The 25,158-nt window shown below is 65.7% G+C and carries 25 protein-coding genes; 12 read left to right on the top strand and 13 right to left on the bottom strand.

Features of this window, described 5'->3' with window-relative positions:
• Nucleotides 1-216 precede the first annotated feature (216 nt).
• Complete coding sequence (betT, locus tag FHG09_RS10575; RefSeq protein WP_152347598.1) at nucleotides 217-2,298, top strand: choline BCCT transporter BetT; 2,082 nt, start codon at nucleotides 217-219, stop codon at nucleotides 2,296-2,298.
• A 148-nt stretch (nucleotides 2,299-2,446) separates the two neighbouring features.
• Here betT and FHG09_RS10570 read toward each other — a convergent pair whose 3' ends face one another.
• Complete coding sequence (locus FHG09_RS10570) at nucleotides 2,447-3,289, bottom strand: aspartate dehydrogenase domain-containing protein (RefSeq protein WP_152347597.1); 843 nt, start codon at nucleotides 3,287-3,289, stop codon at nucleotides 2,447-2,449.
• A 116-nt stretch (nucleotides 3,290-3,405) separates the two neighbouring features.
• Between FHG09_RS10570 and FHG09_RS10565 the strand changes: the two genes are divergently transcribed.
• Entirely contained in the window at nucleotides 3,406-4,026 is a 621-nt protein-coding gene (locus FHG09_RS10565) for a DNA-3-methyladenine glycosylase I (protein ID WP_152347596.1), read from the top strand.
• Nucleotides 4,023-4,478, top strand: coding sequence for an NUDIX hydrolase (locus FHG09_RS10560; protein ID WP_152347595.1), 456 nt, complete (start codon nucleotides 4,023-4,025; stop codon nucleotides 4,476-4,478). The genes FHG09_RS10565 and FHG09_RS10560 overlap by 4 nt, the downstream gene beginning before the upstream one ends.
• A gap of 5 nt (nucleotides 4,479-4,483) precedes the next feature.
• Here FHG09_RS10560 and FHG09_RS10555 read toward each other — a convergent pair whose 3' ends face one another.
• Entirely contained in the window at nucleotides 4,484-4,987 is a 504-nt protein-coding gene (locus FHG09_RS10555; protein ID WP_152347594.1) for a hypothetical protein, read from the bottom strand.
• Between the two features lie 282 nt (nucleotides 4,988-5,269).
• Entirely contained in the window at nucleotides 5,270-6,448 is a 1,179-nt protein-coding gene (locus FHG09_RS10550; RefSeq protein WP_152347593.1) for a helix-turn-helix transcriptional regulator, read from the bottom strand.
• Between the two features lie 165 nt (nucleotides 6,449-6,613).
• Between FHG09_RS10550 and FHG09_RS10545 the strand changes: the two genes are divergently transcribed.
• Nucleotides 6,614-7,801, top strand: a complete 1,188-nt coding sequence (locus tag FHG09_RS10545; protein WP_152347592.1) for an integrase — start codon at nucleotides 6,614-6,616, stop codon at nucleotides 7,799-7,801.
• Nucleotides 7,802-7,880: 79 nt separating this feature from the next.
• Here FHG09_RS10545 and FHG09_RS10540 read toward each other — a convergent pair whose 3' ends face one another.
• On the bottom strand, nucleotides 7,881-8,432 hold the full coding sequence (locus FHG09_RS10540) for a hypothetical protein (protein ID WP_152347591.1): 552 nt from the start codon (nucleotides 8,430-8,432) through the stop codon (nucleotides 7,881-7,883).
• Between the two features lie 110 nt (nucleotides 8,433-8,542).
• Between FHG09_RS10540 and FHG09_RS10535 the strand changes: the two genes are divergently transcribed.
• Complete coding sequence (locus FHG09_RS10535; RefSeq protein ID WP_152347590.1) at nucleotides 8,543-9,775, top strand: MFS transporter; 1,233 nt, start codon at nucleotides 8,543-8,545, stop codon at nucleotides 9,773-9,775.
• 92 nt (nucleotides 9,776-9,867) lie between these two features.
• On the opposite strand, the gene FHG09_RS10530 is transcribed toward FHG09_RS10535, so the two are convergent.
• Nucleotides 9,868-10,227 carry an ArsR/SmtB family transcription factor gene (locus tag FHG09_RS10530; RefSeq protein ID WP_152347589.1) on the bottom strand — a complete coding sequence of 120 codons (360 nt, stop codon included), beginning with the start codon at nucleotides 10,225-10,227 and terminating at the stop codon, nucleotides 9,868-9,870.
• Between the two features lie 16 nt (nucleotides 10,228-10,243).
• Between FHG09_RS10530 and FHG09_RS10525 the strand changes: the two genes are divergently transcribed.
• Both FHG09_RS10525 and FHG09_RS10520 read left to right on the top strand, forming a co-directional pair.
• Nucleotides 10,244-10,759 carry an SRPBCC domain-containing protein gene (locus FHG09_RS10525; RefSeq protein ID WP_152347588.1) on the top strand — a complete coding sequence of 172 codons (516 nt, stop codon included), beginning with the start codon at nucleotides 10,244-10,246 and terminating at the stop codon, nucleotides 10,757-10,759.
• A 225-nt stretch (nucleotides 10,760-10,984) separates the two neighbouring features.
• Nucleotides 10,985-11,536, top strand: coding sequence for a TetR/AcrR family transcriptional regulator (locus tag FHG09_RS10520; RefSeq protein ID WP_152347587.1), 552 nt, complete (start codon nucleotides 10,985-10,987; stop codon nucleotides 11,534-11,536).
• Between the two features lie 24 nt (nucleotides 11,537-11,560).
• Here the strand turns inward: FHG09_RS10520 and FHG09_RS10515 are convergent, their stop codons facing one another.
• The 7 genes from FHG09_RS10515 to FHG09_RS10485 form a co-directional block, all read right to left on the bottom strand.
• Nucleotides 11,561-13,012 (bottom strand): MDR family MFS transporter, encoded by a 1,452-nt coding sequence (locus FHG09_RS10515; RefSeq protein WP_152347586.1) that lies wholly within the window; start codon nucleotides 13,010-13,012, stop codon nucleotides 11,561-11,563.
• A 300-nt stretch (nucleotides 13,013-13,312) separates the two neighbouring features.
• A complete protein-coding gene (locus FHG09_RS10510) occupies nucleotides 13,313-14,323 on the bottom strand; it encodes an aldo/keto reductase family protein (RefSeq protein ID WP_152347585.1) in 1,011 nt (336 codons plus the stop codon).
• Nucleotides 14,324-15,071: 748 nt separating this feature from the next.
• Nucleotides 15,072-15,743, bottom strand: a complete 672-nt coding sequence (locus tag FHG09_RS10505; protein WP_152347584.1) for a GntR family transcriptional regulator — start codon at nucleotides 15,741-15,743, stop codon at nucleotides 15,072-15,074.
• Nucleotides 15,740-17,164 (bottom strand): MFS transporter, encoded by a 1,425-nt coding sequence (locus FHG09_RS10500; protein ID WP_152347583.1) that lies wholly within the window; start codon nucleotides 17,162-17,164, stop codon nucleotides 15,740-15,742. The genes FHG09_RS10505 and FHG09_RS10500 overlap by 4 nt, the downstream gene beginning before the upstream one ends.
• Before the next feature lie 169 nt (nucleotides 17,165-17,333).
• A complete protein-coding gene (locus FHG09_RS10495; RefSeq protein ID WP_152347582.1) occupies nucleotides 17,334-18,545 on the bottom strand; it encodes an MFS transporter in 1,212 nt (403 codons plus the stop codon).
• A 72-nt stretch (nucleotides 18,546-18,617) separates the two neighbouring features.
• Nucleotides 18,618-19,274, bottom strand: a complete 657-nt coding sequence (locus tag FHG09_RS10490) for an NAD(P)-dependent oxidoreductase (protein WP_152347581.1) — start codon at nucleotides 19,272-19,274, stop codon at nucleotides 18,618-18,620.
• On the bottom strand, nucleotides 19,271-20,218 hold the full coding sequence (locus FHG09_RS10485; RefSeq protein ID WP_152347580.1) for an EamA family transporter: 948 nt from the start codon (nucleotides 20,216-20,218) through the stop codon (nucleotides 19,271-19,273). The genes FHG09_RS10490 and FHG09_RS10485 overlap by 4 nt, the downstream gene beginning before the upstream one ends.
• 79 nt (nucleotides 20,219-20,297) lie before the next feature.
• Between FHG09_RS10485 and FHG09_RS10480 the strand changes: the two genes are divergently transcribed.
• The 3 genes from FHG09_RS10480 to FHG09_RS10470 all read left to right on the top strand — a co-directional run bounded on the left by FHG09_RS10480 (nucleotide 20,298) and on the right by FHG09_RS10470 (nucleotide 23,128).
• Complete coding sequence (locus FHG09_RS10480; protein WP_152347579.1) at nucleotides 20,298-21,086, top strand: LysR family transcriptional regulator; 789 nt, start codon at nucleotides 20,298-20,300, stop codon at nucleotides 21,084-21,086.
• Nucleotides 21,087-21,297: 211 nt separating this feature from the next.
• Nucleotides 21,298-22,035, top strand: a complete 738-nt coding sequence (locus tag FHG09_RS10475; RefSeq protein WP_152347578.1) for an enoyl-CoA hydratase/isomerase family protein — start codon at nucleotides 21,298-21,300, stop codon at nucleotides 22,033-22,035.
• Between the two features lie 292 nt (nucleotides 22,036-22,327).
• The gene (locus tag FHG09_RS10470; protein WP_152347577.1) at nucleotides 22,328-23,128 is read left to right on the top strand and encodes a sulfite exporter TauE/SafE family protein; all 801 of its coding nucleotides are present in this window, start codon (nucleotides 22,328-22,330) and stop codon (nucleotides 23,126-23,128) included.
• 27 nt (nucleotides 23,129-23,155) lie between these two features.
• Here the strand turns inward: FHG09_RS10470 and FHG09_RS10465 are convergent, their stop codons facing one another.
• Entirely contained in the window at nucleotides 23,156-23,830 is a 675-nt protein-coding gene (locus FHG09_RS10465) for a DUF5134 domain-containing protein (RefSeq protein ID WP_152347576.1), read from the bottom strand.
• Between the two features lie 180 nt (nucleotides 23,831-24,010).
• Between FHG09_RS10465 and FHG09_RS10460 the strand changes: the two genes are divergently transcribed.
• Together FHG09_RS10460 and FHG09_RS10455 are read left to right on the top strand one after the other, a co-directional pair.
• Nucleotides 24,011-24,361, top strand: a complete 351-nt coding sequence (locus FHG09_RS10460; protein ID WP_152347575.1) for a BlaI/MecI/CopY family transcriptional regulator — start codon at nucleotides 24,011-24,013, stop codon at nucleotides 24,359-24,361.
• Nucleotides 24,362-24,372: 11 nt separating this feature from the next.
• Entirely contained in the window at nucleotides 24,373-25,149 is a 777-nt protein-coding gene (locus FHG09_RS10455) for a M56 family metallopeptidase (protein WP_152347574.1), read from the top strand.
• Nucleotides 25,150-25,158: the final 9 nt, after the last annotated feature.

Genomic DNA, 25,158 nt, shown 5'->3' with positions numbered 1-25,158 from the left:
AGTGAGTCGCTGATCTGCAGGTCCGTATGGCATATCAGGGCAAGTGACCGTAAGTGTCCATGTGGTAACCTCCGTTGTTGGCCTTCCCCGCAGGTGCGGGGACTCGGCGAGGACGGAATCTCATTCAGCAACAGCCGTTGATCATGCTCGGTTGAGCACGCTGTTCGACCGGGTCCGATGCCACGACGCAGAAGCGTCCGGATAAGGAGCAGAACAATGTCAGCATCAGTCGACACCCCACCGGGTGAACCGAAGGGAGAAGCGAAGGGCAAGGCGAAGCCGTCGCTGCCGCCCGTGAACAGACGGGTGTTCATCGCCGCAGCCCTGGTGGCGCTCGCCATCACCGTTTGGGCTCTCATCTCACCGACCAACGCCGAGGGAGTCCTCGGTGCCGTCGTCGGCTGGACCTCCGATTGGTTCGGCTGGTTCTACGTCCTCCTCGTCCTCGCCGTCCTCGTCTTCGTCATCTATCTGGCGGCCTCCCGCTACGGAAACACGAAGCTCGGCCCCGAACACTCGAAGCCCGAATTCGGCCTCGTCGCCTGGGCGTCGATGCTCTTCGCCGCCGGCATCAGCACCGACCTCATGTTCTTCGCCGTGGCCGAACCGGTCACGATGTACCTCACCCCGCCGAGCACCGAACCCGAAACTGTCGCCGCCGCCCGCGAATCCACTGTGTGGGCGCTCTTCCACTACGGTCTGAGCGGTTGGGGCCTCTACGCACTCATGGGCATGGCCCTGGCCTACTTCGCCTACCGGATGAACATGCCGCTGGCGATCCGTTCGGCGCTGGCCCCGATCTTCGGCAAGCGCGTCCACGGGGCGCTCGGTGAGACCGTCGACTTCGCTGCACTGCTGGGCACGATCTTCGGTGTGGCCACCTCGCTGGGCATCGGCGTCGTCATGGTCAACGTCGGCCTCAACACGGTCTTCGGGATCCCGATCGGCACCGCCACTCAGGTCGGCATCGTCATCGTCGGCGTCGGCGTCGCCACTCTGTCGGCAGTCTCGGGTGTGGACAAGGGAATCAAGTTCCTGTCGATCCTCAACGTCGTCCTTGCCATTGCGCTGAGCCTGTGGGTGCTCGTGGCCGGAAATACGAAATTCCTGCTCAATGCCCTCGTCCTCAACGTCACCGACTTCGTCCGCCTGTTCCCGAACATGGCCGGGCAGACCTTCGCCTTCGAAGACACCGGAACATGGATGACCGACTGGACCCTGTTCTTCTGGGCCTGGTGGATCGCATTCGCCTCGTTCGTCGGACTCTTCCTCGCCCGCATCTCCCGCGGACGCACCATCCGCCAGTTCGTTCTGGGCACCCTGACGATCCCGTTCATCTACATCTTCATGTGGATCTCGATCTACGGAAACTCCGCTCTCGACATCATCCGCGGCGGTGACAAGGAATTCGGCGAGCAGACGATCCTCAACCCCGAGGGCGGCTTCTACGAGCTGCTCTCGCGCTACCCGGCGTTCGCCTTCATCGCCGGTCTGGCCACGCTCACCGCCCTGCTGTTCTACGTCACCACGGCGGACTCCGCGGCCCTGGTGATGGCGAACCTGTCGTCGAACCTGCGCAACCCGCAGGAGGACGGACGCGCCGGTCTGCGCATCTTCTGGGCGCTGGCGACCGGAGCCCTGACGGTGGCGATGCTGCTCGTCGGGGGCATCGGCGCACTGCAGAACGCGACGGTGATCATGGGCCTGCCCTTCGCCTTCGTCGTCATCCTCGTCATGATCGGCTTGTACAAGGCGCTGCGGGTCGAAGCGAACCGTGTCGACAGCGTCGATACGAGCCTGCCCGGATCGCTGGCGCGTCGTTCCCGCGGTCCCGGTCACGAGAACTGGCAGCGCCAGCTCGGTCGGGTGCTGTCCTTCCCGAATCAGGCCCGAGCCGAGGAGTTCGAGCAGAAGGTCCTCATCCCCACCCTCAACGAGGTGGCCGAAGAGATGGAGGGCCGCGGAATTTCCTCCCGCTGCGGTCGCATCGATTCCGAAGGCGTGTTCGTCGACGACGGCGAGCTCTTCCAGTTCGAGGTCGACGGAGAAGGGGAGTACCCCTTCCGCTACCAGGTGTGGCCGCACAAGGTCAGCGTGCCGTCGTTCGGTGGAATGGTCCCGCGCGGAACCGGTGAGGACTACTACCGGATGGAGGTCTACCTCGACGGCGGCACCGGTCAGGGCTACGACATCATGGGCTTCTCGAAGGAGCAGATCATCGATGACGTGCTTGACCAGTACGAACGCCACGTCGAATTCCTCCAGCTGCAGGAGAACATCATCCACCGCGATGACTGAACCCGCTGAGGGACTCGTTCGCAGCCGCGGGTGAGTCCCTCGTCCGGGAGCCGACGCCCGGGAACATCGATCGGAAGATCGAGGTTCCCGGGCGTTGTGATTCACTCGCCGAGGCGGGCGGACGACCGGGCATCATGTCGGCAGATCATCACCCCGCAATCACGCTGCGCAGGGTGCGAGTGACGGACAGGGCCGTGAGTCCGCTGGTGGCGGGGTTCTCGGGGCTGGGAGTCGACCGGATGTCGAAGGAGAAGTCTCCTGCGGACCCGGATGCCCGGATCCGGTGGGCGGACTGGGTCTGACCGGCCACCGCCTGGAGCTCGACCTGCACTCGTCCCAGGGATGCGTCGAGCAGGTGGGCATCGGTGCTGCTGTGGGACAGCCCGCGAGTGGCCCAGGCGAGAGCGACGGCGATATTGACGTTGGCCGGGAACTTCTCGATCGCCTCGGCGGGGTTGCCCGTGAACACGGTCACGGGGCCGTCCTCGGGGCGAAGGGCACGCAGCCGGTCGGCTTCGGCCTCGGACATCCATGGTCGGATGAGCCCGGTCGCCTCCTTCGACGTGGTGATCCGGGCGGTGTCGAGGCCACCGGCCTGCGCCGCCGCCTCGAGCACATCGAGTCCGCCGATCGCCCCATTGGTCACGTGCAGCCGGCCTGGTCCGGCGAGCAGACCCGCACGGGCACCGGGCTCGGCCAGGGCTCCCACACTGGTGAGGACGAGAGGACGGCCGGCCGCGATGGCGGCGGGTCCGAGCCGGGCGGCGGCAGGGACCCCGGCGCATTCGACGATGACATCGAAATCGGAGAACTGCCTCGGCAGAGGGAGAACGTCGACCACCTCGGCGCCGTGATCGAGACGGTCGGCATGCTTGGCCCGGTCCGAGACCAGGGCGGTCAGTCGGAGCGTCCCGGAACCGAGCTCGGGAGAGAGCAGCTGGGCGACGTGGCGGCCGATGGCGCCGAAACCGAGGAGGAGCACTGAGGTCATGGCCGCACCTTATCGGAGGTGACTGACATGGGACTCAGAACTGAGAGACCGTGGCCTGGGGAGGCCAGAGGGTGGGGCCTGCGAGCTGCGTCAGTCCGACGCGATACGGTTGCAGAATGGACGACGAAACACAGGCGAGCCCCTCCGGCGCAGCCGTCATCGGCGATGACGGACTGGCCCGCACACCGTGGGCGTACGGCGACGCGATGCTGCTGGACTACTACGACAGCGAATGGGGCCTGCCCATCCACGACGAAGCGGGACTGTTCGAGCGGATGAGCCTCGAAGGATTCCAGGCCGGACTGTCGTGGCTGACGATTCTGAAGAAGCGGGACCGGTTCCGCGAAGTCTTCGCCGGATTCGACCCCGATGCCGTCGCCCGCTTCGGTGAAGCCGAGGTCGACACGCTGCTGACCGATCCGGGGATCATCCGCCACCGCGGCAAGATCGAAGCCTGCATCAACAACGCCGCCCGCGTGATCGAACTGCGTGAAGACGGCGGACTCGACGCGTTCCTGTGGTCGTTCCAGCCGGAGCAGACACCTCGACCGCGCGCCGTCGCCGAGATCCCGACGACGGGACCGGAATCCGTGGCACTGTCGAAGGCACTGAAGAAGAGGGGATTCCGCTTCGTCGGACCGACCACGATGTATGCGCTGATGGAGGCCATCGGCATGGTCGATACGCACCTGCTCGACTCCCACCGCCGAGGCGCCTCCGGAGTGTGGTCGGAATGAACGATATCCGCGTCTCTGCGCTCGTCCTCCTCCACCCGCTGCGCCCGGAGCTGCTCATGGTCCGTAAGACCGGGACCACCTCCTTCATGCTGCCCGGCGGCAAACCCGAAACGGGGGAGACGCCTGAGGACACCATCGTCCGGGAGATCGCCGAGGAGCTCGGACTCGATCTGGACCGGCACCGGCTGCACGCGCTGGGCACGTTCTCGGCAGCGGCGGCGAACGAGGCCGAACACCGGGTCATCGGTGACGTGTTCTGCTACGACGGGCTGCCGGAGGAGCTCGATGGGGAGAACATCGCGCATCTGGCCGAGATCGCCGAAGCCGGATGGTTCCCCATCGACCCGCTGCCCGCAGACACCGACGTCCGCCAGTTCGCGCCGCTGACTCGGAACGAGGTCATTCCCGCACTGCGTGTGGCGGGGAGGTCGGAGGGTGGCTCCGCCGACTGACGAGCTCACGCGGTGCGGCGCTGGAATCCGAGGTCGAGGGTGAACAGGTGCAGGGAGTGCACCAGGGTGATCGCGGCGATGAGGAAGCTGAGTGCGATGTCGACGATGCCGAAGATCGTCAGCGCCGGCGGGCTGACATAGCCGGGCGCCTGCAGGAGAGTGCATCCGATGACGATCGAGCCGGTGAGGATCGCAATCAGGACGGCGCTCGTCGTTCTGCCCATCGCGGCCAGGCACATCAGTCCGGTGGTGAGCAGCAGTGCGAAGAGGGCGAACACATCGACTCCGCGACCGATGATGAGGACTTCCTGCCACAGGTTTCCGTACGTGACCGTACTGTCCGGTTCGGGGGAGTAGTAGGGGAAGAACGATGCGGCGATGACCAGCACCACCAGCGGTCCGTAGAAGCGGGCATAGATGATGTTGGTGCGGCGGATGCGCTCGGTGAGGTCGTCGGTGCTGCGAAGATGCCCGCTCGTCATCGACCGGTCGTCGTCTGTCGCTGTCACTGCGGCCTGCTTTCGATGTCGAAGCTGGTGGCACGCGGACTCGTTGCTGTGCCGGTGCACGGCAGAAACATCGCAATTCTCCGATCACGGAATAGAGGGATTGTGGTCGACAATGGCCCGAATGGATTAGTCGCAGCCATGCGGGCCGATACCTGAAACGTATCCAGGAAAGTTACCGCTCGGTGTTCTCAGGCGACAAGGAATGGTCGCGACTCACGGGGCGTGCCCGCGAAATTTCACATATTCGCACAAAGGTCTTTATGCCGGGTTGTGACTTTATCCCTATTCCGTTCCGCGGGCAGCCGCTTTCCTCGTCCGGGCAGCCGCGAGGTCGGGCAGCGCCCGCTCATCGACCGCGCGGCCGAGCCGGAGCGAGAGCCGGTCGAGGCATCTGCGGAGTTCGGGGCTGTCGATGACGGTGAAGTCGACGTCCAGGCGAGCCAACGCCAGGGCCATGGTGGTCAGGCTCTGCCCGCCGACGGTGACGAGGCAGCGGTCGTCTTCGAGGGCTTCGACTGTGCCTTCGGCGGAAGTGAGTCTCTTCATCACCGTGGCGGCAGGGGCGTCGACGACAGCCTCGGCCGAATGCCGCCACCTGGGTTCCGTCGTATGCCGTTCGACGAAGTCGCCGATGTCGTCGGCCGGCAGAGGGCGAGGAGTGAAGCTGCGACCGCTCGGAGTCTTCGGCACGATGCGCTCGGCGCTGAAGACCCGCCAGGCCCCGGTTCCGGGGTCGAAGGCCAGCAGGTGCCATCGGTGCTGACGGTTGACCAGTCGGTAGGCCTCGACTTCGAGGTGGACCTCTTCGGCCGGGGAGCTGCTCGCGGCCTCCGACGTCGGAGGACCACCGGCCTCGGAATCGGCAGCGTCGATGTCGCCGGTGCTTGCGTCGGCTGTGCCAGGGTCGGCGGAGCCTGGGTCTCCGGTGCCTGAGTCGGCGGAGCCGCCGGGCGGTCGGTCGGCGGACTCGCTGCGGTACCTGAAGCGCAGGCGCTCATGCCGGCGACAGTGGTCGATGAGGGTGACGATGAGGTTGGGATCGACGATCGGCATCGGCTGGTTGCCGACGACTGGAACAGTGAAGTGCGCGAGGCTCTGAACCCGTGCTCGGACCGCGGCGGGCAGAATGCTCTCGAGCTTCGCCAGCGCCAGGGCCGAGGTCTCTTCCATCCCGCCGATGATGCAGCTCAGCCCGGAGTGGAGGCCGACGGCGACCGCCACCGCCTCATCGGCGTCGAACATGAGCGGCGGGATGCCGGCACCGTTGGAGGAGAGGCGGTAGCCGCCCTCGGTTCCGCGCGTGCCGTCGATCGAGTAGCCGATATCGCGCAACGTGCCGATATCGTTCCGGACGGTCCGCGGACTCACTTCCAGACGATCTGCCAATTCCGTTCCCGACCAGGTTCGGGGCACCATCAGCAGTGACAATAACCCGAGCAGCCGTGCTGCAGTCTGTGACATCTCTGCGTCTTCTGTCGTTTAGGAAGACCTCCTGCCTGAACTCAGAATAGCATTATGCAAATCGTTCCGGGGCAGAGCGAAAACAATGAAGTGGCTTCCCCGATTTCGGAGGATCAAACGAAATTGATGCACGATCAGCAGAGTATTCAGAGTATTTCTTCCCCAGTGACAACAGAAACAGAATTCGATGTCGATGACTATCTTGAGTTGTATTCGTCGGCGCGGAAGAAGGACAAAGGGTGGATCCTCGACGAAGTCATGATCCTCACCGGGTGGTCGCGTGACCATGCACGGCGCCGGTTGGCTGCCTTTCGCGTCGGTGAAGACGCCGCCGGGTACGACGATCAGTCCGCCGAACAGTCACGGCCGAGGTGCTGTAAGTACTCACCCGAATCACGCGCACTCCTCGTTCGGATCTGGGAATGGTCGGGGTATCAGAGCGGCAAGTACCTGGCCGCGGTGATGCCGCAGCTGCTCGATGCGGCAGAACGCCACGGCGCACTGGTGCCTGACCGTGAGGGATACAGCCTCGAGGTCCGTGCCGAACTGCTTGCCGTCAGCCCGGCGTCGATCGACCGGTACCTGCGCACCGCGCGAGCCGAGGACTTCCGAGACCGCAGAGTGTCGACGAAACGGTTCACCAGTCCCAGCGAAGACTTTCTCGACTTCGCTTCGGGACCGAACGAGGGCGAACCGGGATTCTTCCTCGTCGACACCGTCGCCCATGCGGGACCGACCCGAGCCTCGAACTGCGTGTTCACGGTCAGTGCCTCCTGTCTGCACACCGGCTGGGTCTTCACCCGCAGCCTTGCCGACAATGCCCCGGAGTCCATGGTGGAACTGCTGCAGTGGTCACTCGATGAGGTGCAGGGGATTCCCTTCTGGGTCAATGCCATTGAGCTGAGCAATGCCGACGGCGCCGTCCATGAGGCGGCCGATCGGTGGGCACGCGGCCTGGACATCCATTTCAGTTCGGTCCTCAAAGACCCCCGCCGCGATCGGCTTCCGGAAGCGTCGCGGCATCAGCAACTTGTCCATGAGTACGGCGACATCCGCCGCTATGACACCGACGAGGCCCGGTCTGCGCTCAACGAGCTCTGGCGTGCCGTCGACGACCGGCTCAACTACTTCACCCCCACACGCAAACCCGCGGGGTGGACAGATGACGGTCACGGCGAACAGCGCCGCATCTACGACGAGCCGAGCACACCGTTCGAGCGTCTGCGCGCAGCCGGGGTCATGTCGCCGACCCAGGAGAGCGAGCTCAGCGAGTATGCGGACGGTCTCGACCCGGCCAGGCTGACCGAGGAGATCACGTTCTGGCAGAAGCGTCTGCAGGAGCTGGCCGCCTGAGTGCGGTTCGGCCAGCGGCGCTCGGCCGTCGGCGCTCAGCCCTCGGCCGTCGGCAGCGCCGCGTCCGAGGGCCGGAGCTTCAGTCTTGTTCCTGCCGCGAGTAGGCGATGAGCGCCCGATACAGATCGATCGGCGCGCAATTGGCACCTTTGGCCAGGGACTTCATGAGTTTGCGGTAAGTCTGGTAGTCCATCTGCGTCGGGTTGTCCGTGGTCACGAGATCGAAGTCGTGCAGCACGGTCAGTGCCCGGGAATCCATGATGGAGAATTTCTTCGGATTGACCACGGTGAGCAGAGTGCTCGCCATCGGGACTCCCACTCCGGGCAGCATCCGGAGCAGCGGCAGACGGAAGCGATTGGGTGTGTCCTCGTCGAGAGCGACACCGGTGACGAAATCGATGTCGTCGGATGCGATCTCCTCGAGACCCGGCAGGACTCCGATGGCCTTCCATTCGGCGACCTTGAGGAAGTGCTTGCGTTTGTATGACTCACGGGTCCGTGTCTTCGGGCCGATGTCGCTGAAGATCTCCGACTCGAGGTCCGTGAGGACATAGAGCGGTTCGAATTTGAGGACGAATGCGGTGTCGATGGTGCCGCTGGGGGCGTCGCGGTTCAGTTTCGCTGAGTTCATGAGCCGATGGTAGGTGAACATTCTGACGCGCAGGTGAACACTGCTCCGCCGGGTGGACGGCAGACGGGTCGGACACGGCAGGTGCAGTGCAGATGTCGTAACCTCGGACTATGAGCCCCGATCACCAGCCTCAGCGGACGTATACCCCGGCCCTGCTGGGCTTGGTGTGGACGGCGATGTTCGGGTTCTCCGCCTTCTTCTTCAGCTATTCGACGATGGTGACGATCGCAGCGACGGACGGACTGTCGACCGTCACCGGCGGCTCCGTTCTGACGACGATGATGATCGGTGTCATCGCCGCCCAGCCCTTCGCTCCGTGGGCTGGCCGGGTCTTCGGGTTCAGGGCCTCGCTGATGTTCGCTCTTGTGCTGCAGTTCCTCGGCCAACTCCTCGGGCTCTTCGTCACCCCGCCCCTGCTGGCGCTCGTCCTCGCCGGACTCTGCGGTGGTGTCGGGTTCGGGCTCTTCGTCGTCCTCGCCAATGCGGCGGTTCCCGGAACGACCTCGCCGGGTCGGATCGGCAAAGCCCTGGGCTTCTTCGGAGGGATCACGTCCTTGGCGGCGGCTCTCGGGGCTCCGTTGGGACTGTGGTTGGTCGAGACGATTCCGATCTGGATCTTCCGCGTCATCGTCTGTGCCTGTCTGCTCTTGGCCATCCCCACGGTGCTCAAGTACGTACCCGGTCGGCCGCCTCGGCGAGGGAAGGACGATGCGGGAGCGTCGGAGGGCGGCACCGGGACGGTCGGGGTGCGGGCCGGACGCAATGAGAGACGGAGCCTGCGGAAGGTGGGACGCCGAGCGGGGGAGGCCTTCGGACTCGTGCTCATGCTCTCTCCGTTTCTCGTCGGCATGATCGTCTTCGGGATCATCGTCGGCTTCGGACCGGGCGAGGACGTCGCGGTGGCGGCACTGTTCATCGCGGGCATGCAGATCTCGGCGGTCATCGGGCGCTTCGTCGTCGGGGCCGTGTCGGACAGCTTCCCGCCCTTCGCGCTCAACATCTTGGGCCTCGTCCTGACGGCGATCGGCCTGGTCTGCGCTGTTGTCTTCTACGGCGCAGCGCTGTTCGTCGCGATGCTCATCATCGGTCTGGGGCTGGGCGCCATGCAGTCGGCGAGCCTCGTCATGGCCTTCGCCTCGGTCAGTTCGCCGAGCCGGGCCAGCGTCGCCTGGAATATGAACTTCGACATCGGCCTCGCCATCGCCGGAGTGGTCGGCGGTCTCGGGTTCACCTACCTCGGATCATCTTCGACCTTCCTGGTGTGCGCCCTGGTGCTGCTGGTTGCCGGGGCCCTGTCCTGGATCGCTCGGACCCTGCAGATGCGCAACACCGGACGCAACTGACACGCTCATCGCGACGGAGTCGGTCGACAGAATGCGGTGTGTGCTGATCGGGAAGACGTCGAGCCGGTCGCTGCCCGAGCCTCTCGGATTGCTCAGTGCTGCTGTGTATCGCTCTGCTGCGCATCGTCGTCGAGCTGCGCCAGCAGTCCGACGGCGGCGCGAGTGTATTCGCCGATCCAACGATCGTGGATCCGTTTGATCGGCAGAGGCGCCAGAGCCAGCAGCCGGGTGCGTCCATCCCTGCGGCCGGTGACCAGCTCTGCGCCTTCGAGCACCCGAATATGCTGCAGCACCGTCGTGCGATCGAGATCGGAGAACTCATCGCAGACTTCCCCGGTCGTGCGCGGTTGAGTCCGCAGCAGATCGAGGATGCGTCGACGGGTGGAATTGGCCAGTGCTTTGAACACCGCGTCATCGGATTCGTTCGAACCCGTTCCCTCGACCAGCGACATGTGGTAAAAATATCACATGACAGATGAGCAGAGCACCCAGAACGCACCTGCCGAACAGAATGATCAGTCCCGCCCGCTGGAGGAGCTGTCCTTCACCGTGACCGGATATGTCTCGAAGACTCCGCACGAAACCTACGAGGCGGTCGCCGACCCCGAGCAGCTCTCGCACTACTTCACCACGGGAGGAGCTCACGGCCGCCTGGAGGCCGGGGGCGAGGTGACATGGGACTTCGCCGACTTCCCGGGGCGATTCCCCGTCGAGGTCGTCGAGAACGTCCAAGACGAGAAGATCGTCATCCGCTGGGAAGGCTCCGACGACTCCGTGGACAAGGACACGACGACGACCTTCGAATTCACACCCGTCGACGACGGGGCACGGACCCTCGTGACGATCACGGAGAAGTCCTGGAAGCTCACCGAGGGCGGCGCGCAGGGCGCATTCGGCAACTGCATGGGCTGGACCGGAATGCTCTCGGCGCTCAAGGTCTGGATCGAGCACGGAATCAACCTCCGCGAGGGATACTACAAGTAGCCCTGGCGCGCGAACGCCTCGTCGAAGCGTCTGGCGCCAGCGACCTGCACGCTCTCCGCCGTGACCGGATGTCCGGAATAAGCACGGCGAGGACTGCGGCAAGAAAGAGGACCTTCATCAGCGTACGCGGCAGGTGGTCGCGGCCACGACAAATCTTTGCAGTGAAAAGATGAATCGCCGACAGCTATCTTGTCAATGAAAAGTTCGCTCCGGTACGATCGAGATGTGGCTTATCATCATGGGGATCTGCGTCGGGCCCTGTTGGCGGAGACCGCCTCGGCGATTGCCGAAGACGGCGTGGCCAAGCTGAGCATGCGTGCGCTGGCGAAACGGGCCGGAGTCTCGAACGCTGCCCCGACCTACCATTTCAGTGACAAATCCGGTCTGCTCACGGCCCTCGCGGCCGAAGGGTTCGACCGTCTGGCGGAAGCGATGGCCGGAGTCGACGATGACGGCGGTCTCATTTCCCGCGGAGTCGCCTATGTCGAATTCGCACTCGCGTGCCCGTCTCACTTCACGGTGATGTTTCAGCCGCGGCTGCTCCACGACGACGATGCTGAGCTGATTGCGGCCCGGCAGCGCGCGTGGGCCGCGCTCTCCGTCGGAGTCGCGACGACCAGATCGGGGCCGGACTCCGACTTCGGGGTGGCGGCGTGGTCGATCGTCCACGGATACGCCACTCTGGTTCTCAGCGGGGCGGTGGAGCCCGAAGACGCGCTCAAACAGGCGCGCATCGTGGCGGGCCACCTCGTCGAGGGGTCGGACTGGAGCCGTTGAAGGGTCGGTCCGGCAGCTGCGGGATCACTTCCCGGCTGTCTTCTTCTGTCCGGGTTCGAGGCCGTGGGAGTTCTTGATGAAGAACGCGCCGATGATGCCGAGGACTCCGACACAGGCGGCGACGAAGAACGCGACGTTCGCACCGTGGACCAGGCCCGCCATGCCGTAGGTCTCGGGGTTCCGTGCGGCCGAGACCATGATCGTCACGAGCGCTGCAGTGCCGACGGAGGCGGCGATCTGACGCATCGTGTTGTTCAGGGCGGTGCCGTGGGGGATGAGGTGCGAGGGCAGCTGGTTGAGTGCTGCCGTGGTCACCGGCATCATCACCATGGCCACGCCGAACATGCGAATGGTGTTGACGACGGCGAGATAGACGAACGACGTGTCCGGTTCCAGTCGAGCGAACAGGAAGGTCGTGCCCGTGAGCAGAGTGAATCCGGCCACGGCCAGCCACTTGGCGCCGATCGCATCGAAGACACGGCCGGTCACCGGCGACATCAGCCCCATCACCGCAGCGCCCGGCAGCAGGGCCAGGCCCGACTCCATGGCCGAGAATGTATTCATATTCTGCATGTACAGGGGCAGCACCATCATGCCGCCGACCATGACGATGAACACGCACATGCCCAGCAGAGTGTTGAGGGTGAACATGCGGTAGCGGAGGATGCGGAACTCGAGGATCGGCTGCTCGAGCTTGAACTGGCGGATGATGAAGAACGTCAGCGTCACCGCGCCTATGGCGAGCGGGATGAGCACCTCGGCGCTGACCCAGCCGGCATCGCCGGCGGTGCCGAAGCCGAAGAGCAGGCCGCCGAAGCCGAGGGTGGAGAGGATGATCGAGAGGACGTCGAGGCGCGGGAAAGTCCGTTCGGTGACGTTCTTGAGCAGGAAGTAGGCGACGGCGAGGTCGATGATCGCGATCGGCAGCATCATGTAGAACAGCGTCTGCCACGGCAGATGGTCGACGATCCATCCCGAGAGGCTGGGGCCGATGGCTGGTGCGAAGGCGATGACGAGCCCGAAGGTGCCCATAGCCGAGCCGCGCTTCTCGACGGGGAAGATCGCGAACAGGATCGTCTGCATGAGCGGCATGATGATGCCGCCGGCCGAGGCCTGGATGACACGGCCGATGAGCATCACCGGGTAGACCGGCGCGATCGCACACACAAGGGTGCCGACGATGAATAGGCCCATGGCCGTGAAGAACAGACCGCGCGTGGTGAACTTCTGGATGAGGAAGGCGGTCACCGGGATCATGATGCCGTTGACGAGCATGAAGCTCGTCGTCACCCACTGGGCGGCACCGGAGGTGATGTCGAAGTAGTGCATGAACGCCGGCAGGGCGGTGTTGAGCAGCGTCTGGTTGAGGATGATGACGAACGCACCGGAGACGAGCACGGCGAGGACGAGGTTCCGGTTGACCGGGGTGCCTTCAGCCGAGTCCTTCTGGTTGCTGTCTCCGTTCGTCAATGGCATCCCCTCACCTGTTCGTCATCTGCGTCTCTTCTCGTCCTTCAACGACTGCCTGCCTGAGGCGGAGTGCTGAATCGGCCCCTCTTCGCGCCCGGAAGTCAATTCCCTGGTTATATAACCGCTTCATGCAGTTTAGCGCACCACCCTCGCCGAGGCGGCCCCGGGGCGGTGTGAGATTCGTCGAGTTCAGCTGCCGGCCGGCGAGGGCGGAGATCCGCCGCCGGTGCGGAGGATTCCGACCGCGGCCCCACCGGAGGACCGCGGTCGGGCTCGCAGCGGACGATCAGCCGCCTCGGCGAAAGGTCAGGTCAGCCGCGCGGCCGGTGACTGGGTCTTGTTCGGGTCGGTCTCCGGCAGATCGCCGAGGACCTCATCGATGCGGGCGAGGACGTCCGCGCTGAGGGTGACCCCGGCCGCCTCGGCGTTCGAAGCGATCTGCTCGGGACGGGAGGCACCGACCAAGGCGGTGGCGACATTGTCGTTGGCGAGCACCCAGGCGATCGCCAGCTGAGCCATCGTGATTCCGAGCTCGGCGGCGATCGGTTCGAGCTTCGCCACGGCAGTCAGCTTTTCGTCGTGAAGGTAGCGGCTCTTGATCGACTCCGCACCTCCGCCGTCCTCATCGGTCGCACGTGAGCCGGCAGGCAGCGGCTGGCCGGGCTTGTACTTGCCTGTCAGGACGCCCTGGGCGATCGGTGACCACACGATCTGGGAGATGCCGAGTTCCTGCGACGTCGGGACGACCCGGTCTTCGATGACCCGCCAGAGCATGTTGTACTGCGGTTGGTTCGACACCAGCTGGATGCCGAGGTCGCGGGCCAGATGGTGGGCGGCGCGCAGCTGGTCTGCGTTCCATTCGCTCACCCCGATGTAGAGGGCTTTCCCCGCGCGGACGATGTCCGCGAAGGCCTGCATCGTCTCCTCCAGCGGAGTCTCGTAGTCGTAGCGGTGAGCCTGATAGAGGTCGACGTAGTCGGTGCCGAGCCTGCGGAGCGAACCGTTGATCGACTCCATTATGTGCTTGCGCGACAGGCCGGTGTCGTTGTGGCCGCGCGGGCCGGTGGGGAAGTAGACCTTTGTGAAGATCTCGAGCGATTCGCGTCGTTGACCGGCCAGCGCATCGCCGAGGACCTGTTCGGCCACCGTGTTCGCATAGACGTCGGCGGTGTCGAAGGTCGAGATTCCTGCGTCGAGAGCGGCATGCACGCACTTCGTGGCCGTCTCGTTCTCCACCTGCGAACCGTGGGTGAGCCAATTGCCGTAGGTGATCTCGGAGATCTTGAGTCCGCTGTTTCCCAGATATCTGTGCTCCATGACCTCAGCCTACGACCGGACGGAGGAGTGGGGAACCCCTCGCCGAGGGGGCGGACGGCGCGGCGTGGTGGGCCGGCGTGGGTGCGAACGGTGGGTCGGCGTGGGTGCGGACGGCGGGTCGGCGTGGATGCGAACGGCGGCGGCACAGTCTGAGGTGGCCAGCCCAGTTTCAAACTCGAGCTATTCACCTCGCACTGTGCCGTCACGGACAGTGGCCATGACCCCACTCATTTGCACACACACATTCGCCGACTCTGGAGTCCTCGTGGGCCACATCCGTTCACCGCTGCGGGCCACACTGCCGCATTTCGACGCCGACACGGTCGCAGCGGCGTCGTTGCCGCGGTGCGATCCTGCGAATCGGTACACCTTGTTCTGAACTGCCCACCGAAGAACGTGATGAGCTCAGAGAAGACGAGACCACAACAGTCTTCGCCGCTGGCCCTCGTCTGCGAACCGCAGGAATGGCTCAGGCACTGTCCGGTGAGTGTGCAGGAACTGTGTCCGGTGAGTGTGTAGGAACTGTGTCCGGCGAGTGTGTAGGAACTGTGTCCGGCGAGTGTGTAGGAATACCGTCCGAGAAGAGACGAGACAACCTGTCCGATACGTCGCCAGGCAGCACACCGAGGGCTTGGGCTATTCACCTCGAACTGTGCCGTCACGGGCAGGGCCCGGGGCGCGCCTCCAGAAGCTCACTCTCTCACCGGTCGTGCGACGCCGAGGTGGGGCTGAAGTCCCTTGAGGGCGCTCAGTGCGACCTGGGAGCGGCGCCGTGAGCACGCGCCGCCGGCGCGGCATTCTCGGCGATGTGCCCCTGCATGGTGGCCGCGAACGCTGCGGAGTCGCCTGCGCGCAGATGGACGACCAGCTTCTCGTGTTCGGCGATGATCTCATCGCAGCGATCGAGCAGGTGACGGCTGTTCATGAACAGGATGAAGCGGTGCCGGTCGGACAGCAGCGAATACATCTCGAGCATCACCTGGCTGTCGCCGGCTTCGACGAAACCGCGGTGGAACTCCAGGGTCAGTTCGATGAATCGGGCCACGTCCGCCTCGGCGAAGGCGGTCCGCTGCTGCGTGATGAGCTCATCAAAGCCGGCGGCCAGACGCTGTCGCAGGGCTTCGGGGGCGCGGTCGACCGCGGTCGTCTCGAGAACGTAGCGGGCATCGGCGAGCTCGGCGATGGTGCGGTCGTCGACGCCTTGGACGATGGCTCCGCGCTTGGGGTAGATGCGGATCCAGCCCTCGTCCTGCAGCCTGGCCATGGCCATACGGACCGGGGTGCGGCTGACACCGATTTCGGTGGCCAGAGCCGCCTCGCCGAGCATCGTCCCCGGTGTGTGCCCGCCGTCGAGGATCTGGCTTCGAATGACCTGGTAGGCGCGTTCGGCCGCACTCGGCGTCTCGGTCTGCGCGCTCATTCCTCGGCTCCCCGACCGCTCGCAGGGCTTGACTGATCGCTCCCGGCTCCGCGTCGAGCGTGGTCGCTCGTGCCCTCACCCGGCTGGTCGAGGGCGTCCTCACCCGGCTGGTCGCTCGTGACCTCATCCGGTTGGGACGGCGCTGCCGACGAACGATCGGCCGCCTCGGCGGGGGCGGGTCGACCGGGCCAGCTCATCAGAGGGATCGCCCGGATCGAGAACCCGACGGCGATGACCAGGACGAATGTGGCCATGAGGTTGATCCAGAGGAACCCTCCGGCGCCGAGCACGGACCCGGCCATCGCGGCCATGAGCGCACCGCCGAGGTTCATTGCCGAATCCGAGGCGCCCTGCAGCGGCACCTTCGCATGCGCCGGCACCGAGGCGGTCAGCAGGGACGAACCGCCGATGAGGAACATCGACCACCCGATCCCCAGCAGAGACAGCGCGGTCGACAGCAGCACCATCGACGACTCCGGAGCCATCGCGTCGATGACGCCGAGGATGATCGTCAGCGTGAAGATGCCCGCCCCACCGGCGATGACGACGCCGGGACTCCACCGGTCGGCCATCCACCCGAAGACAGGGGAGAGTGCGTACATGCCGGCGATGTGGATGCTCACGACGATGCCGATCGCCCCGAGGGTGAACTCCTGATGGTCCATGTGCACCGGGGTCATGACCATGACGTTGGTCATCATCATCTGCCCGGCGATGATCGTGACCATCGCGAACAGCGGCACCGGGCGGGCCAGGGCGAAGCGCAGAGCTTCCCCGAGCTTCATCGGCGGCAGGGGAGCGGCCGCCGCGGTGCCGGTTGAGGTTCCGATGGGAGCGCCGGCGCCGACGGACTTCGTCAGCGTCGATGCGGCCAGGGTGGCCAGCGCGAAGGCGACCATCGAGATGAGATAGGGGCCTGCCAGGCCATTCATGCCCAAGGTCTCACCGAGGTGGGCCCCGGGAGCGGTGAAGCTCGGTCCCAGGACGGAGCCGATGGTCGTCGCCCACACCACCAGCGACATCGCCCGTCCGGCGGCCGCGGGGTCGGCAAGGTCGACCGCGGCGTAGCGGGCCTGCAGGCCCGAGGCGGTCGAGGATCCGCACATCATCATCCCGAGCATGAACAGCGGCAGGAACTGGAGGGCGACACCGACGAGGACGACCACTGCCCCGAGCGTGCCGATGCCGAAGCCCAAGGTCAGGGCCTTGCGGCGGCCGGACCGACCGGCGAGGACGGCAAGGGGATAGGCGATGAGTCCGGCGCCGAGGATGACGCTCATCTGCGCGAACCCGGCCATCGAGGTCTGCCCGGAGATCTCCTCGGCCAGCAGCCCGCCGACGGCATAGCCTGAGGCGATGCCGGCTCCGGAGAGGAGCTGGGCGGTGATGAGTTTGGCCTGTTCGCGAATGTGACTGGTCATAGTGGTCTCACGTCGTTGTGGCGGCTTGGACTCCATCACGGTAGCTTGCATCCATCTTGGATACAACACGTGTTCGAGGGGCGGGACGGGATGAAGCGGGAGTGTCGCGGTGGGATTCGTGGTGAGGTCAGTGCCAGTGCCGGTGCCGGCACCGGCGTCGTGGAGAGAGCTAGAGCCGGGAGGTGCGCAGCCCGATGGCCGCCTGCGTCGCCGCGATGAGAGCCAGCCCGATGACCGGGACGACAGGCGACCCGACCGCTTCGAGGCCGAAACCGAAGGCCAGCGGGCCGATCGCGGCGAGCGCGACTCCGACGGCCGAGGTCACCGCCGAGACCGATGCCGTATGGGCGGGGGTGCGGCCGAAGTTGACGATCTGGTCATAGGAGGCGCCGAGGCACAGACCCTGCGAGATGCCGAGCAGCACGGTGATGAGCACGGCGGCCGATGATCCGGCGCTGAGGAGAATGATGAGTCCGATGACGGCGAGCAGCGGTGCCGCCGGGGTGATGAGGCGGGCGAGACCGCGTCGCAGGACGATCGGGGCGATGAGTCCGAAGGGGATGGCGACGATGCTGATGAGAGAGGTGAAGCCGCCGGCGGCCTGCTCGGTCATTCCGTCGCGGACGAAGACTGTCGGCAGCCATGCCGAAGTGGTGTAGAACGTCAGCGAGGTCACGCCCAGGTAGAGGGCGAGCAGCCAGACCGATGGGTCGGTGACCACCCTGGGAGGTCGGGCTGCGCCGGTGATGGGAGTGGACACAGGGGCTGAGTCGGCGGGTGCGCGGCGCGAGTAGAGTGCCCACAGGACGAGCGCGAGCACCGAACATGCGGCCCAGGTCAGCAGGGTGCCCCGCCAGCCGAGTCCCGTGAGCTCGCGGATCGGGATCGTTGCGCCCAGAGCCAGCGCCGGACCGAGGCTCAGCGACATCGAATAGGTGCCGGTGAGGCGCGCTCGGATCTCGGCGCTCTCTGCCGTGATGATCGAGGGCACTAAGACTGTGCAGACGGCGATCGCGAACCCCAGCAGTCCGGTGCCGATGAGCAGCGGCGCCTCACCCGGGACCGAGCGCACGGCCATGCCCATGACGACGGCGAGCAGAGAGACGCCGACCGTCCGGTTCCTCCCGAATCGCTTCGCCAAGGCAGGGGCGATGGGGGCCGCCACGAGGGTGAGCGCGAGCGGGATGCTCGTCAACAGCGACAGGAAGGTCTCCCCGTGTCCGGTGTCGGACTTCATCACCGGCACGAGCGGGGCCAGAGAGATCGTCGGGATCCGCAGAGTCAGGCCGATGAACAGGAGCGCGGCGACGGCGATGAGAAGCCTCAGGAGCGTTCGCCGAGGCGGTGGTCGAGCACCGGCGGGACGGGAGACGTCGGTCATTGCTCAGCATCATAGTCCTCACCTGGTTCGACACCGGGCGACGGGGTGGCAGATGGCAGTCCGGGATGCGATCTACGTGTCAGCCACGGTGATGTGCCGGTCGCCTCCGGGCAAGGTGAGTTCGTCCACGGCGGCGGCCGCGAGGTCCTCGACGCTGATCCTCGAGCGTCCGTCCCGTCCGAGCAGGAGCGTCGTCGTCCCGCGCTGGTAGTCGCCGAGGCGGTCGCCGGGTTCGAGAATGGCCGGAGGACTGAGGTAGGTCCAGTGGTTCCCGGCGTGATTCCGGCAGACCTCGAGTTGCGCGACGCTGGCCGCGGCAAGCTCCCTCCACTCGTCGGCGACGAACTCCGAGTCGTCGACGACGAGGATCTCGGGGCCGTTCGGTGAGTGAAGCGGTCCGGCGCCGCCGATGATGAGCAGCGGGACCTGTGCACGGGCGGTCGCTGTCAGCACCGCCTCGGTGAGGGTGAGAAACTGCGCTGTCCGGCCGGGCACGGCCCGGACGGTGAGCACGACCGCATCTGCATCGGTCAGCGCTTTGTCGAGGTCGGATGCGATGTGTGCGTCGACAATGATCGACTGGACCCCGGGGCGGATTGCGGCGGTCAGAACGGTGGATGCGCTGTTCGGGTGACGTGAGGCGGCGATGATGTCATGGCCGCGGTCGGCCGCCTCGGCGACGATGCGGGATCCGACCATACCGGTGGCTCCGATGACGGTGATTCTCATGCTGCGGGCTCCTTCTTCTTGTGATTCGACGTGCGTGGACGGGCGAAGACAGTGGGGGAGAGCTGCCCGCACGCGAGCGCTGCCAGCGCGAGGGCGAAGCCGGTGATCTGCGCGGGGTTGAGGCTCTCACCGGCGAAGACGATGCCGAGGCCGGCGGCCACGAGTGGGGAGAGCAGTCCGAGCAGGGCAGTGGCGGTGACCGGCAGGCGAGAGAGACCGCGGAACCACAGGGTGTAGGCGAGGAGTCCGCCGATCGCGCCCAGCCACAGGTAGCCGGCGACGCCCGGGGCATCGATGTGGGCGGGGACGCCTTCGATGAACAGGGTGGGCGCGAGGAGGACGAGCCCGCCGGCGCTCAGCTGCCAGCTTGCGAAGCCGATCGGTCCGATCCCCGGCGGCAGTCCCCATTTCTTGACGAGGATGACACCGGTGCCCATCGACGCGGCACCGAGGATGCCCGCCGCGATGCCGAGGCCGTCGAACCCGGCGACGGGGCCGAGGACGACGAGACCGACGCCGATGACGCCGACGATGCCCCAGCTCAGGCGCCAAGTGGACAGGCGCTCGCCCAAGACGAGGACGGCGAGGACGGTGACGAGGATCGGCTGGGTGGCACCCAGGGTGGCGGCGACCCCGCCGGGCAGGCGGGCCGCGGCGACGAAGAGGAGCGGGAAGAAGATCCCGATGTTGAGCGTGCCGAGCACAGCGGCCTTCCACCACCATGCGCCTGTGGGCAGACGGCGAGCGATGAGGAGGCCGATGAGGCCGGCAGGCAGGGCACGCATGAGTGCGGCGAAGAGTGGGTGGCCGGCGGGCAGGAACTCGGTCGTCACGAGGTAGGTCGTGCCCCAGACCGCCGGGGCCAGAGCCGTGAGGACGGTGGTGCCGATCCGTGGACCGGACGGCGAGCTGATCGGAGGGGCAGATGCGGTCGTCGATGTCATGACTCCAGCTTCAGCCGTGCCCTGACCATGAGTCCAACACATTGTTTTCATCGAATCCATGAACTGTCATCATGAATAGATGGAATTGCAGCAGCTGCGCTATGTTCTCGCCGTCGCCGAGGAACGGAATTTCACCCGAGCGGCGGCGAAGACGCACGTCGTCCAATCAGCGCTGAGCCATCAGATCAAGGCTCTCGAGCGCGAGCTCGGTGTCCGGCTCTTCGCCCGCACCAGCCGTCGCGTCGAACTCACTTCGGCGGGTCGGGCGTTCATCACCGGTGCCCGGGCCACTCTCGATGCCGCGGAACGGTCTGTCGCCGAGGCTGTCGCTGCGACCGGTCAGATGCGCGGAAGTCTCACCGTCGGGGCGATTCCGACGGTGACCCGCCTCGATCTCGTCAGCGTGCTCGGAGAGTTCCACCGGTCTCATTCGCAGGTGAGCATCGGCATGAGCGTGGGCGGCAGTCTCGATTTCATCGACCGGATCCGGGCCGGGGCGCTCGATGTCGCGGTCCTCGGTCTGCCCGAAGATGTGGAGCCGACAGGGGTGGCGAGCACAGTTCTGGCTCGTGAGAAGCTCGTGGCTGTGCTCGGTCCGCATCACCGGTTCGCCGGTCGCAGACGGCTGCGGTTGGCTGACCTGGCCGATGAGCCGTTCGTCGACTTCCCCTCCGACAGCCCCGGTCGATCACAGTCCGATCGGGCCTTCGCCGAGGCGGTGCTGACCCGCACGGTCGCGTTCGAATCGATGCTCGTCGACATGATGCTCGACCTCATCGCTCAGGGACTCGGCATCGCGCTGCTTGCCCAGGCGGTCGTGCCGGACGGACGCGGCCTGGTCACCGTGCCCGTTCGAAAGCAGAAGTGAACACTCTCCTCCGAATGGCTCACGTTCTTCTGTGAGTAATTCAGAGGAAGGTGATCCATTAGGTGGGGTGTTGGGGTTCGTCTCACCGGTGAGCGCGGCGTCGACGGCAAATCGCTCACCGGGTACGTTGCTGACTACGAGTCCGAATCGCGCACGGTAGCGCAGCCACGGTCCGCTGTGGCCGAGTTTCGTTCGGCGTCAGGAGCAGCACATGATCAGTCAAGACCGCACAGGCGACATCCTCACCATCACCATCGACAATGCCTCACAGGCTAATGCACTCACCGAAGAGATGTTGGACCAGCTCATCGGTGCCTTCATCGAGGCGGGTGCGGACGAAAGCCTGCGCGCCGTCCTGCTCACCTCGACGGGCGGGTGCGGGTTCTCCGCGGGGATGGACACCACGCAGTTCGCACATTCGAGTGCGTCGCGGGCGTACGAGACGATCAGGCGCCTCGGCGAGGTGTGCGAAGCGATCAAGAACTGCGCCCTTCCGGTGGCCGTGGCGATCGAGGGCTACTGCATCGGCGGTGCGGTCGAGATCGCGGCGGCCGCGGATTTCCGGATCGGTGGCAGCGGCTCCTGGTATGCGATGCCCGAGGTGCGCATCGGCATTCCGTCGGTGCTCGAGTCGGTCAACCTGCACCGCCTCATGGGATGGACGAAAGCGACCGAGTTCATCCTCACCGGCAATCGGTTCACCGCTGAGGACATGCTGGCCTGCGGGTTTCTCAACGAAGTGGTCGACAGCGTGGGTGGGGCGGAGGAGGCCGCGTCTGCGGTCGAAGAGCACGCGCTCGCCCTGCTGCACGCCACCATGCAGTCCGACCGTGGGGCCATCGCGCAGCAGAAGCGGCTGCTGCGGACCTGGAAGAACACCTTCGAGCGTGAGGCGGTCGAGGACAGCAAGAAGGAGTTCGCGATCGCCTTCGCGCGGCAAGGCGACTGACCGAAGAACGGTTGACTGAGCTCATCGGTACGTGGACGGAGCGCGGCCGATCTCGCGGGTGAACGCGGCCGAGAACGCTGCCGGTGAGGAATATCCCAGGCGTTCGGAGACCAGGGAACGCTGGTCGGTTCGATGTAGAGACTCCATGTCGTGACGTCGAGGAACCGCACGAGATGGGAGTCGACGGCGTCGATTGCAGGAGTGCGCATGACGCGATCATAGTGGCGAGGTCTCGCAAGAACACGACAGACTGACGATTGCCGGCCCGGCGGCAATGCGCTGGAATGGACGAGTGGAATTCCTCGGACTCATCCTCGTCGGCTGCCTCGTCGGCCTGACGACCGTGCTCTTCGGATTCGGCGGAGGTTTCGTCGCCGTCCCGATCATCACCTTGGTCGATGCGGATCTCGGGCACGACACGGCACGGGTGGCGGCGGCCACCTCGGCGCTGGTCATGCTCGTCAACGCCATCGTCGCGACGGTGTCGACAAAGCGATCCACGCTCGCCCATCTGAGAGGCCGGTGGTGGCTGCTGGGGCTGCTGGGCCTTGGCGGGGCGCTCGGAGCCTTCGGCGGCAGGTTCGCGCCGGATGCGCTGCTGCAGTGGGGGTTCGTCGCGTATATCGCGGCCACGGCGGTCGATCTGCTCGCCCGACCCGGATTCTTCCGGCGGAAGGCCGCGGTCGTCGATGAGGCCGGCGAAGTCAGTGAGGGAGGCCGCGGCATCGCGGCCGTGTGGGGTGTCCCGATCGGCGGTCTGGCCTCGTTCCTCGGCGTCGGCGGATCGGTCATGACAGTGCCGATGATGCGCCGGTCCGGAGCGACGATGACCGTGGCCACGACCCTGGCCAACCCGCTGACCTTGGTGATCATGAGCCCGGCAGTGCTCGTGACGATCCTGGCCCCGGCGTCGATCGAGGCGCCGGGCATCGTCGGATCCCTCGACCTGTTCTCCGCTGCCGCACTGCTCATCGGCGGACTGCCGATCATCGTCTTCCTGCGTCGGAGGGTGCCGAAGATCCCCGAGATCCTCCACGCCTGGGGGTACTTCGTGCTGCTGATCTCCGCCGGAGTCGTCGTCGCGGTGGCGTGATGGACAGGCTTGACCTGGCGGAGCAGCTCACATGAGCGCGAGCATGCCTGCCATGCCGAGTCCCATGACCGCATGGCAGAGCGTGTGGATTCCGATTCGACGCGAACGCACGATCAGGGTGAGCCACCAGACTGCGGCCAGTGCGGACAGGGCGATCGCGACCCAGTTGACGGCCGTCGCCCAGTCGGGAGTCTGGGCCATCGCCTGCGCCATGTCGGATCCGCCGGAGTGACCGTGGTCGTGGTCTCCGTGGTCTCCGTGGTGGCCGGCGTCGTGGCTCCCGCCGCCTGCGTGCCCATCGCCGTGTGCACCGGAATTCATCTGGTGGGCCATCAGGAGAGGCATCGCCAAGAGCATCCACACCATCGCAGCATTGAGCACGATGTGTGAGGCCAGGCTGATCTTCGGCGTCCGTCCCTCGATTCTGATGGCTCCGATCATCATGACCACAGCGAGGATCGTGAAGAAGGCGACTTGGGCCCAAGTAGCGAGCGTTCCCGTGCTGACCCAGACCATGGCGATCATGCCGATGCTCATCACGAGGTGGTTGCCGTGCACGACCAGGTCCATCCTGGCTGCGCCGACATCCGGACATGTCCGGCTCCGAGTCTCGCTCCAGTGCCTGCCGAGGTGGATGAGGCACACGAGGCCGGTGAATGCGAACGCCGCGGTGAGGAGGAGGGACCATGGAAACGAGATCATCCCGAAATACTACACATTGTAGTAATGTGATGCATAACCGCGGCACTGCGGTGCTCTATGGCGGCGCGTGCGGTTGGTCGGTGCTGAGGTGGGAGCCGCGGCCCGGGCGAGACGCATGCCGATCACGAAGTCGACCGGGTATCCTCGGTGATACGACCTACCGACGAGCGAGAGCGGACGATGAAGCGCAGGAGCAACGGCGAACTGGAGAATGCGGTTCTCACGGCACTGTGGGAGCGCGGCGAGCCCATGACGGTCGCTGAGCTGCAGTCGGCCGTCTCTCCGCCGATGCCTGCGTACACGACGATGATGACGGTTCTGACCCGGATGGAGGACAAGGGTCTGATCACTCGCGATCGGGTCTCACGGTCGCTGATGATCAGCCCGGTGCGCTCTCAGGCCGCGACCGCGGCCTCTCGGATGTCGCAGACGCTGCGCGACTCGACCGATTCCCGTGAGGTGCTGATGTCGTTCATCGGCTCGTTGGATGATGACGAGATCGAAGTGCTTCGCTCCTTCGTCCGCGACTGACCCGCTCCGGCATGCTCGTCACGGCGATCATTCTCCTCATTGCGGCTGCCGCCGTCTTCTTCCTCTCCCCGGTCGTCCTCTCTTTCGGCCGCTGGCAGTCCAGACGGCCGAGCCTTGCGCTCAACGCCTGGCTGACCGCGCTGATCGGCGGCCTGCTGCTCAGTGCGGCCGCCGTCATCGCTCTCATCGCCGGCGCGCTCGAGGTGCAGCGTGGGGATGCCGGCCCCCATGTGCTGGTTCCGTGGATCGCGGGCTGGGCCGCGCTCTTCGCAGCCGGAATCGCGCTCGCTGTCGTGCTCAGCGCATCGGACGACTTCGGGCGTCGGCTCAGGGCCGAAGCCCAGGTTCTGCGTTCACGATGGACCGACTGGTATGTCGATTCGCCGTTTCGCATCGTCACCGTCGACGATGACGACCCCTCTGCCTGCTCGCTGGCGGGACGACCGCCGGAAATCTATCTGAGCACGGGCATGCGTCGTGTCCTCAGCGGTGACGAATGCGCGGCGATCATCGCCCACGAAAAGGCTCATATCCTGCGCCGACACAACCTCGTCCTCCGGGCGGCGGCGATCAACTCCGCCTGTCTGCCGCGGCGGCTGCCCGTGTCTCGGCGGTTCCGGGCCAGTGTGCTCACCCTCGTCGAGATGATCGCCGATGACGATGCGGTGCAGGCGACATCGGCCGATGCGGTCAGAGATGCTCTCGAGTCCATCGGCCGATTCAGCGGCGATTCCTCGCTGCGTCTGCGGTCGCTGCGCCTGCGCCGCATCCAACTGGGAGCCGGCTGAATCACTCTC

This window comes from Brevibacterium sp. CFH 10365, from assembly GCF_009299785.1.
Lineage (GTDB): Bacteria > Actinomycetota > Actinomycetes > Actinomycetales > Brevibacteriaceae > Brevibacterium > Brevibacterium limosum.
Note: the sequence above shows the minus strand (reverse complement) of the source record. Positions and strands in the feature narration are given on the sequence as shown.

What these genes read in the sequence shown, in the direction of transcription:
- FHG09_RS10550 (WP_152347593.1), bottom strand. Translation starts at nt 6,448, where the DNA reads ATGTCACAGACTGCAGCACGGCTGCTCGGGTTATTGTCACTGCTGATG.
- FHG09_RS10540 (WP_152347591.1), bottom strand. Translation starts at nt 8,432, where the DNA reads ATGAACTCAGCGAAACTGAACCGCGACGCCCCCAGCGGCACCATCGAC.
- FHG09_RS10490 (WP_152347581.1), bottom strand. Translation starts at nt 19,274, where the DNA reads ATGAGAATCACCGTCATCGGAGCCACCGGTATGGTCGGATCCCGCATC.
- FHG09_RS10455 (WP_152347574.1), top strand. Translation starts at nt 24,373, where the DNA reads ATGCTCGTCACGGCGATCATTCTCCTCATTGCGGCTGCCGCCGTCTTC.
- FHG09_RS10505 (WP_152347584.1), bottom strand. Translation starts at nt 15,743, where the DNA reads ATGAGCGCGCAGACCGAGACGCCGAGTGCGGCCGAACGCGCCTACCAG.
- FHG09_RS10495 (WP_152347582.1), bottom strand. Translation starts at nt 18,545, where the DNA reads ATGACCGACGTCTCCCGTCCCGCCGGTGCTCGACCACCGCCTCGGCGA.
- FHG09_RS10465 (WP_152347576.1), bottom strand. Translation starts at nt 23,830, where the DNA reads ATGATCTCGTTTCCATGGTCCCTCCTCCTCACCGCGGCGTTCGCATTC.
- FHG09_RS10525 (WP_152347588.1), top strand. Translation starts at nt 10,244, where the DNA reads ATGACAGATGAGCAGAGCACCCAGAACGCACCTGCCGAACAGAATGAT.
- FHG09_RS10565 (WP_152347596.1), top strand. Translation starts at nt 3,406, where the DNA reads ATGGACGACGAAACACAGGCGAGCCCCTCCGGCGCAGCCGTCATCGGC.
- FHG09_RS10530 (WP_152347589.1), bottom strand. Translation starts at nt 10,227, where the DNA reads ATGTCGCTGGTCGAGGGAACGGGTTCGAACGAATCCGATGACGCGGTG.
- FHG09_RS10480 (WP_152347579.1), top strand. Translation starts at nt 20,298, where the DNA reads ATGGAATTGCAGCAGCTGCGCTATGTTCTCGCCGTCGCCGAGGAACGG.
- FHG09_RS10475 (WP_152347578.1), top strand. Translation starts at nt 21,298, where the DNA reads ATGATCAGTCAAGACCGCACAGGCGACATCCTCACCATCACCATCGAC.
- FHG09_RS10485 (WP_152347580.1), bottom strand. Translation starts at nt 20,218, where the DNA reads ATGACATCGACGACCGCATCTGCCCCTCCGATCAGCTCGCCGTCCGGT.
- FHG09_RS10510 (WP_152347585.1), bottom strand. Translation starts at nt 14,323, where the DNA reads ATGGAGCACAGATATCTGGGAAACAGCGGACTCAAGATCTCCGAGATC.
- FHG09_RS10560 (WP_152347595.1), top strand. Translation starts at nt 4,023, where the DNA reads ATGAACGATATCCGCGTCTCTGCGCTCGTCCTCCTCCACCCGCTGCGC.
- FHG09_RS10500 (WP_152347583.1), bottom strand. Translation starts at nt 17,164, where the DNA reads ATGACCAGTCACATTCGCGAACAGGCCAAACTCATCACCGCCCAGCTC.
- FHG09_RS10515 (WP_152347586.1), bottom strand. Translation starts at nt 13,012, where the DNA reads ATGCCATTGACGAACGGAGACAGCAACCAGAAGGACTCGGCTGAAGGC.
- FHG09_RS10535 (WP_152347590.1), top strand. Translation starts at nt 8,543, where the DNA reads ATGAGCCCCGATCACCAGCCTCAGCGGACGTATACCCCGGCCCTGCTG.
- betT (WP_152347598.1), top strand. Translation starts at nt 217, where the DNA reads ATGTCAGCATCAGTCGACACCCCACCGGGTGAACCGAAGGGAGAAGCG.
- FHG09_RS10570 (WP_152347597.1), bottom strand. Translation starts at nt 3,289, where the DNA reads ATGACCTCAGTGCTCCTCCTCGGTTTCGGCGCCATCGGCCGCCACGTC.
- FHG09_RS10460 (WP_152347575.1), top strand. Translation starts at nt 24,011, where the DNA reads ATGAAGCGCAGGAGCAACGGCGAACTGGAGAATGCGGTTCTCACGGCA.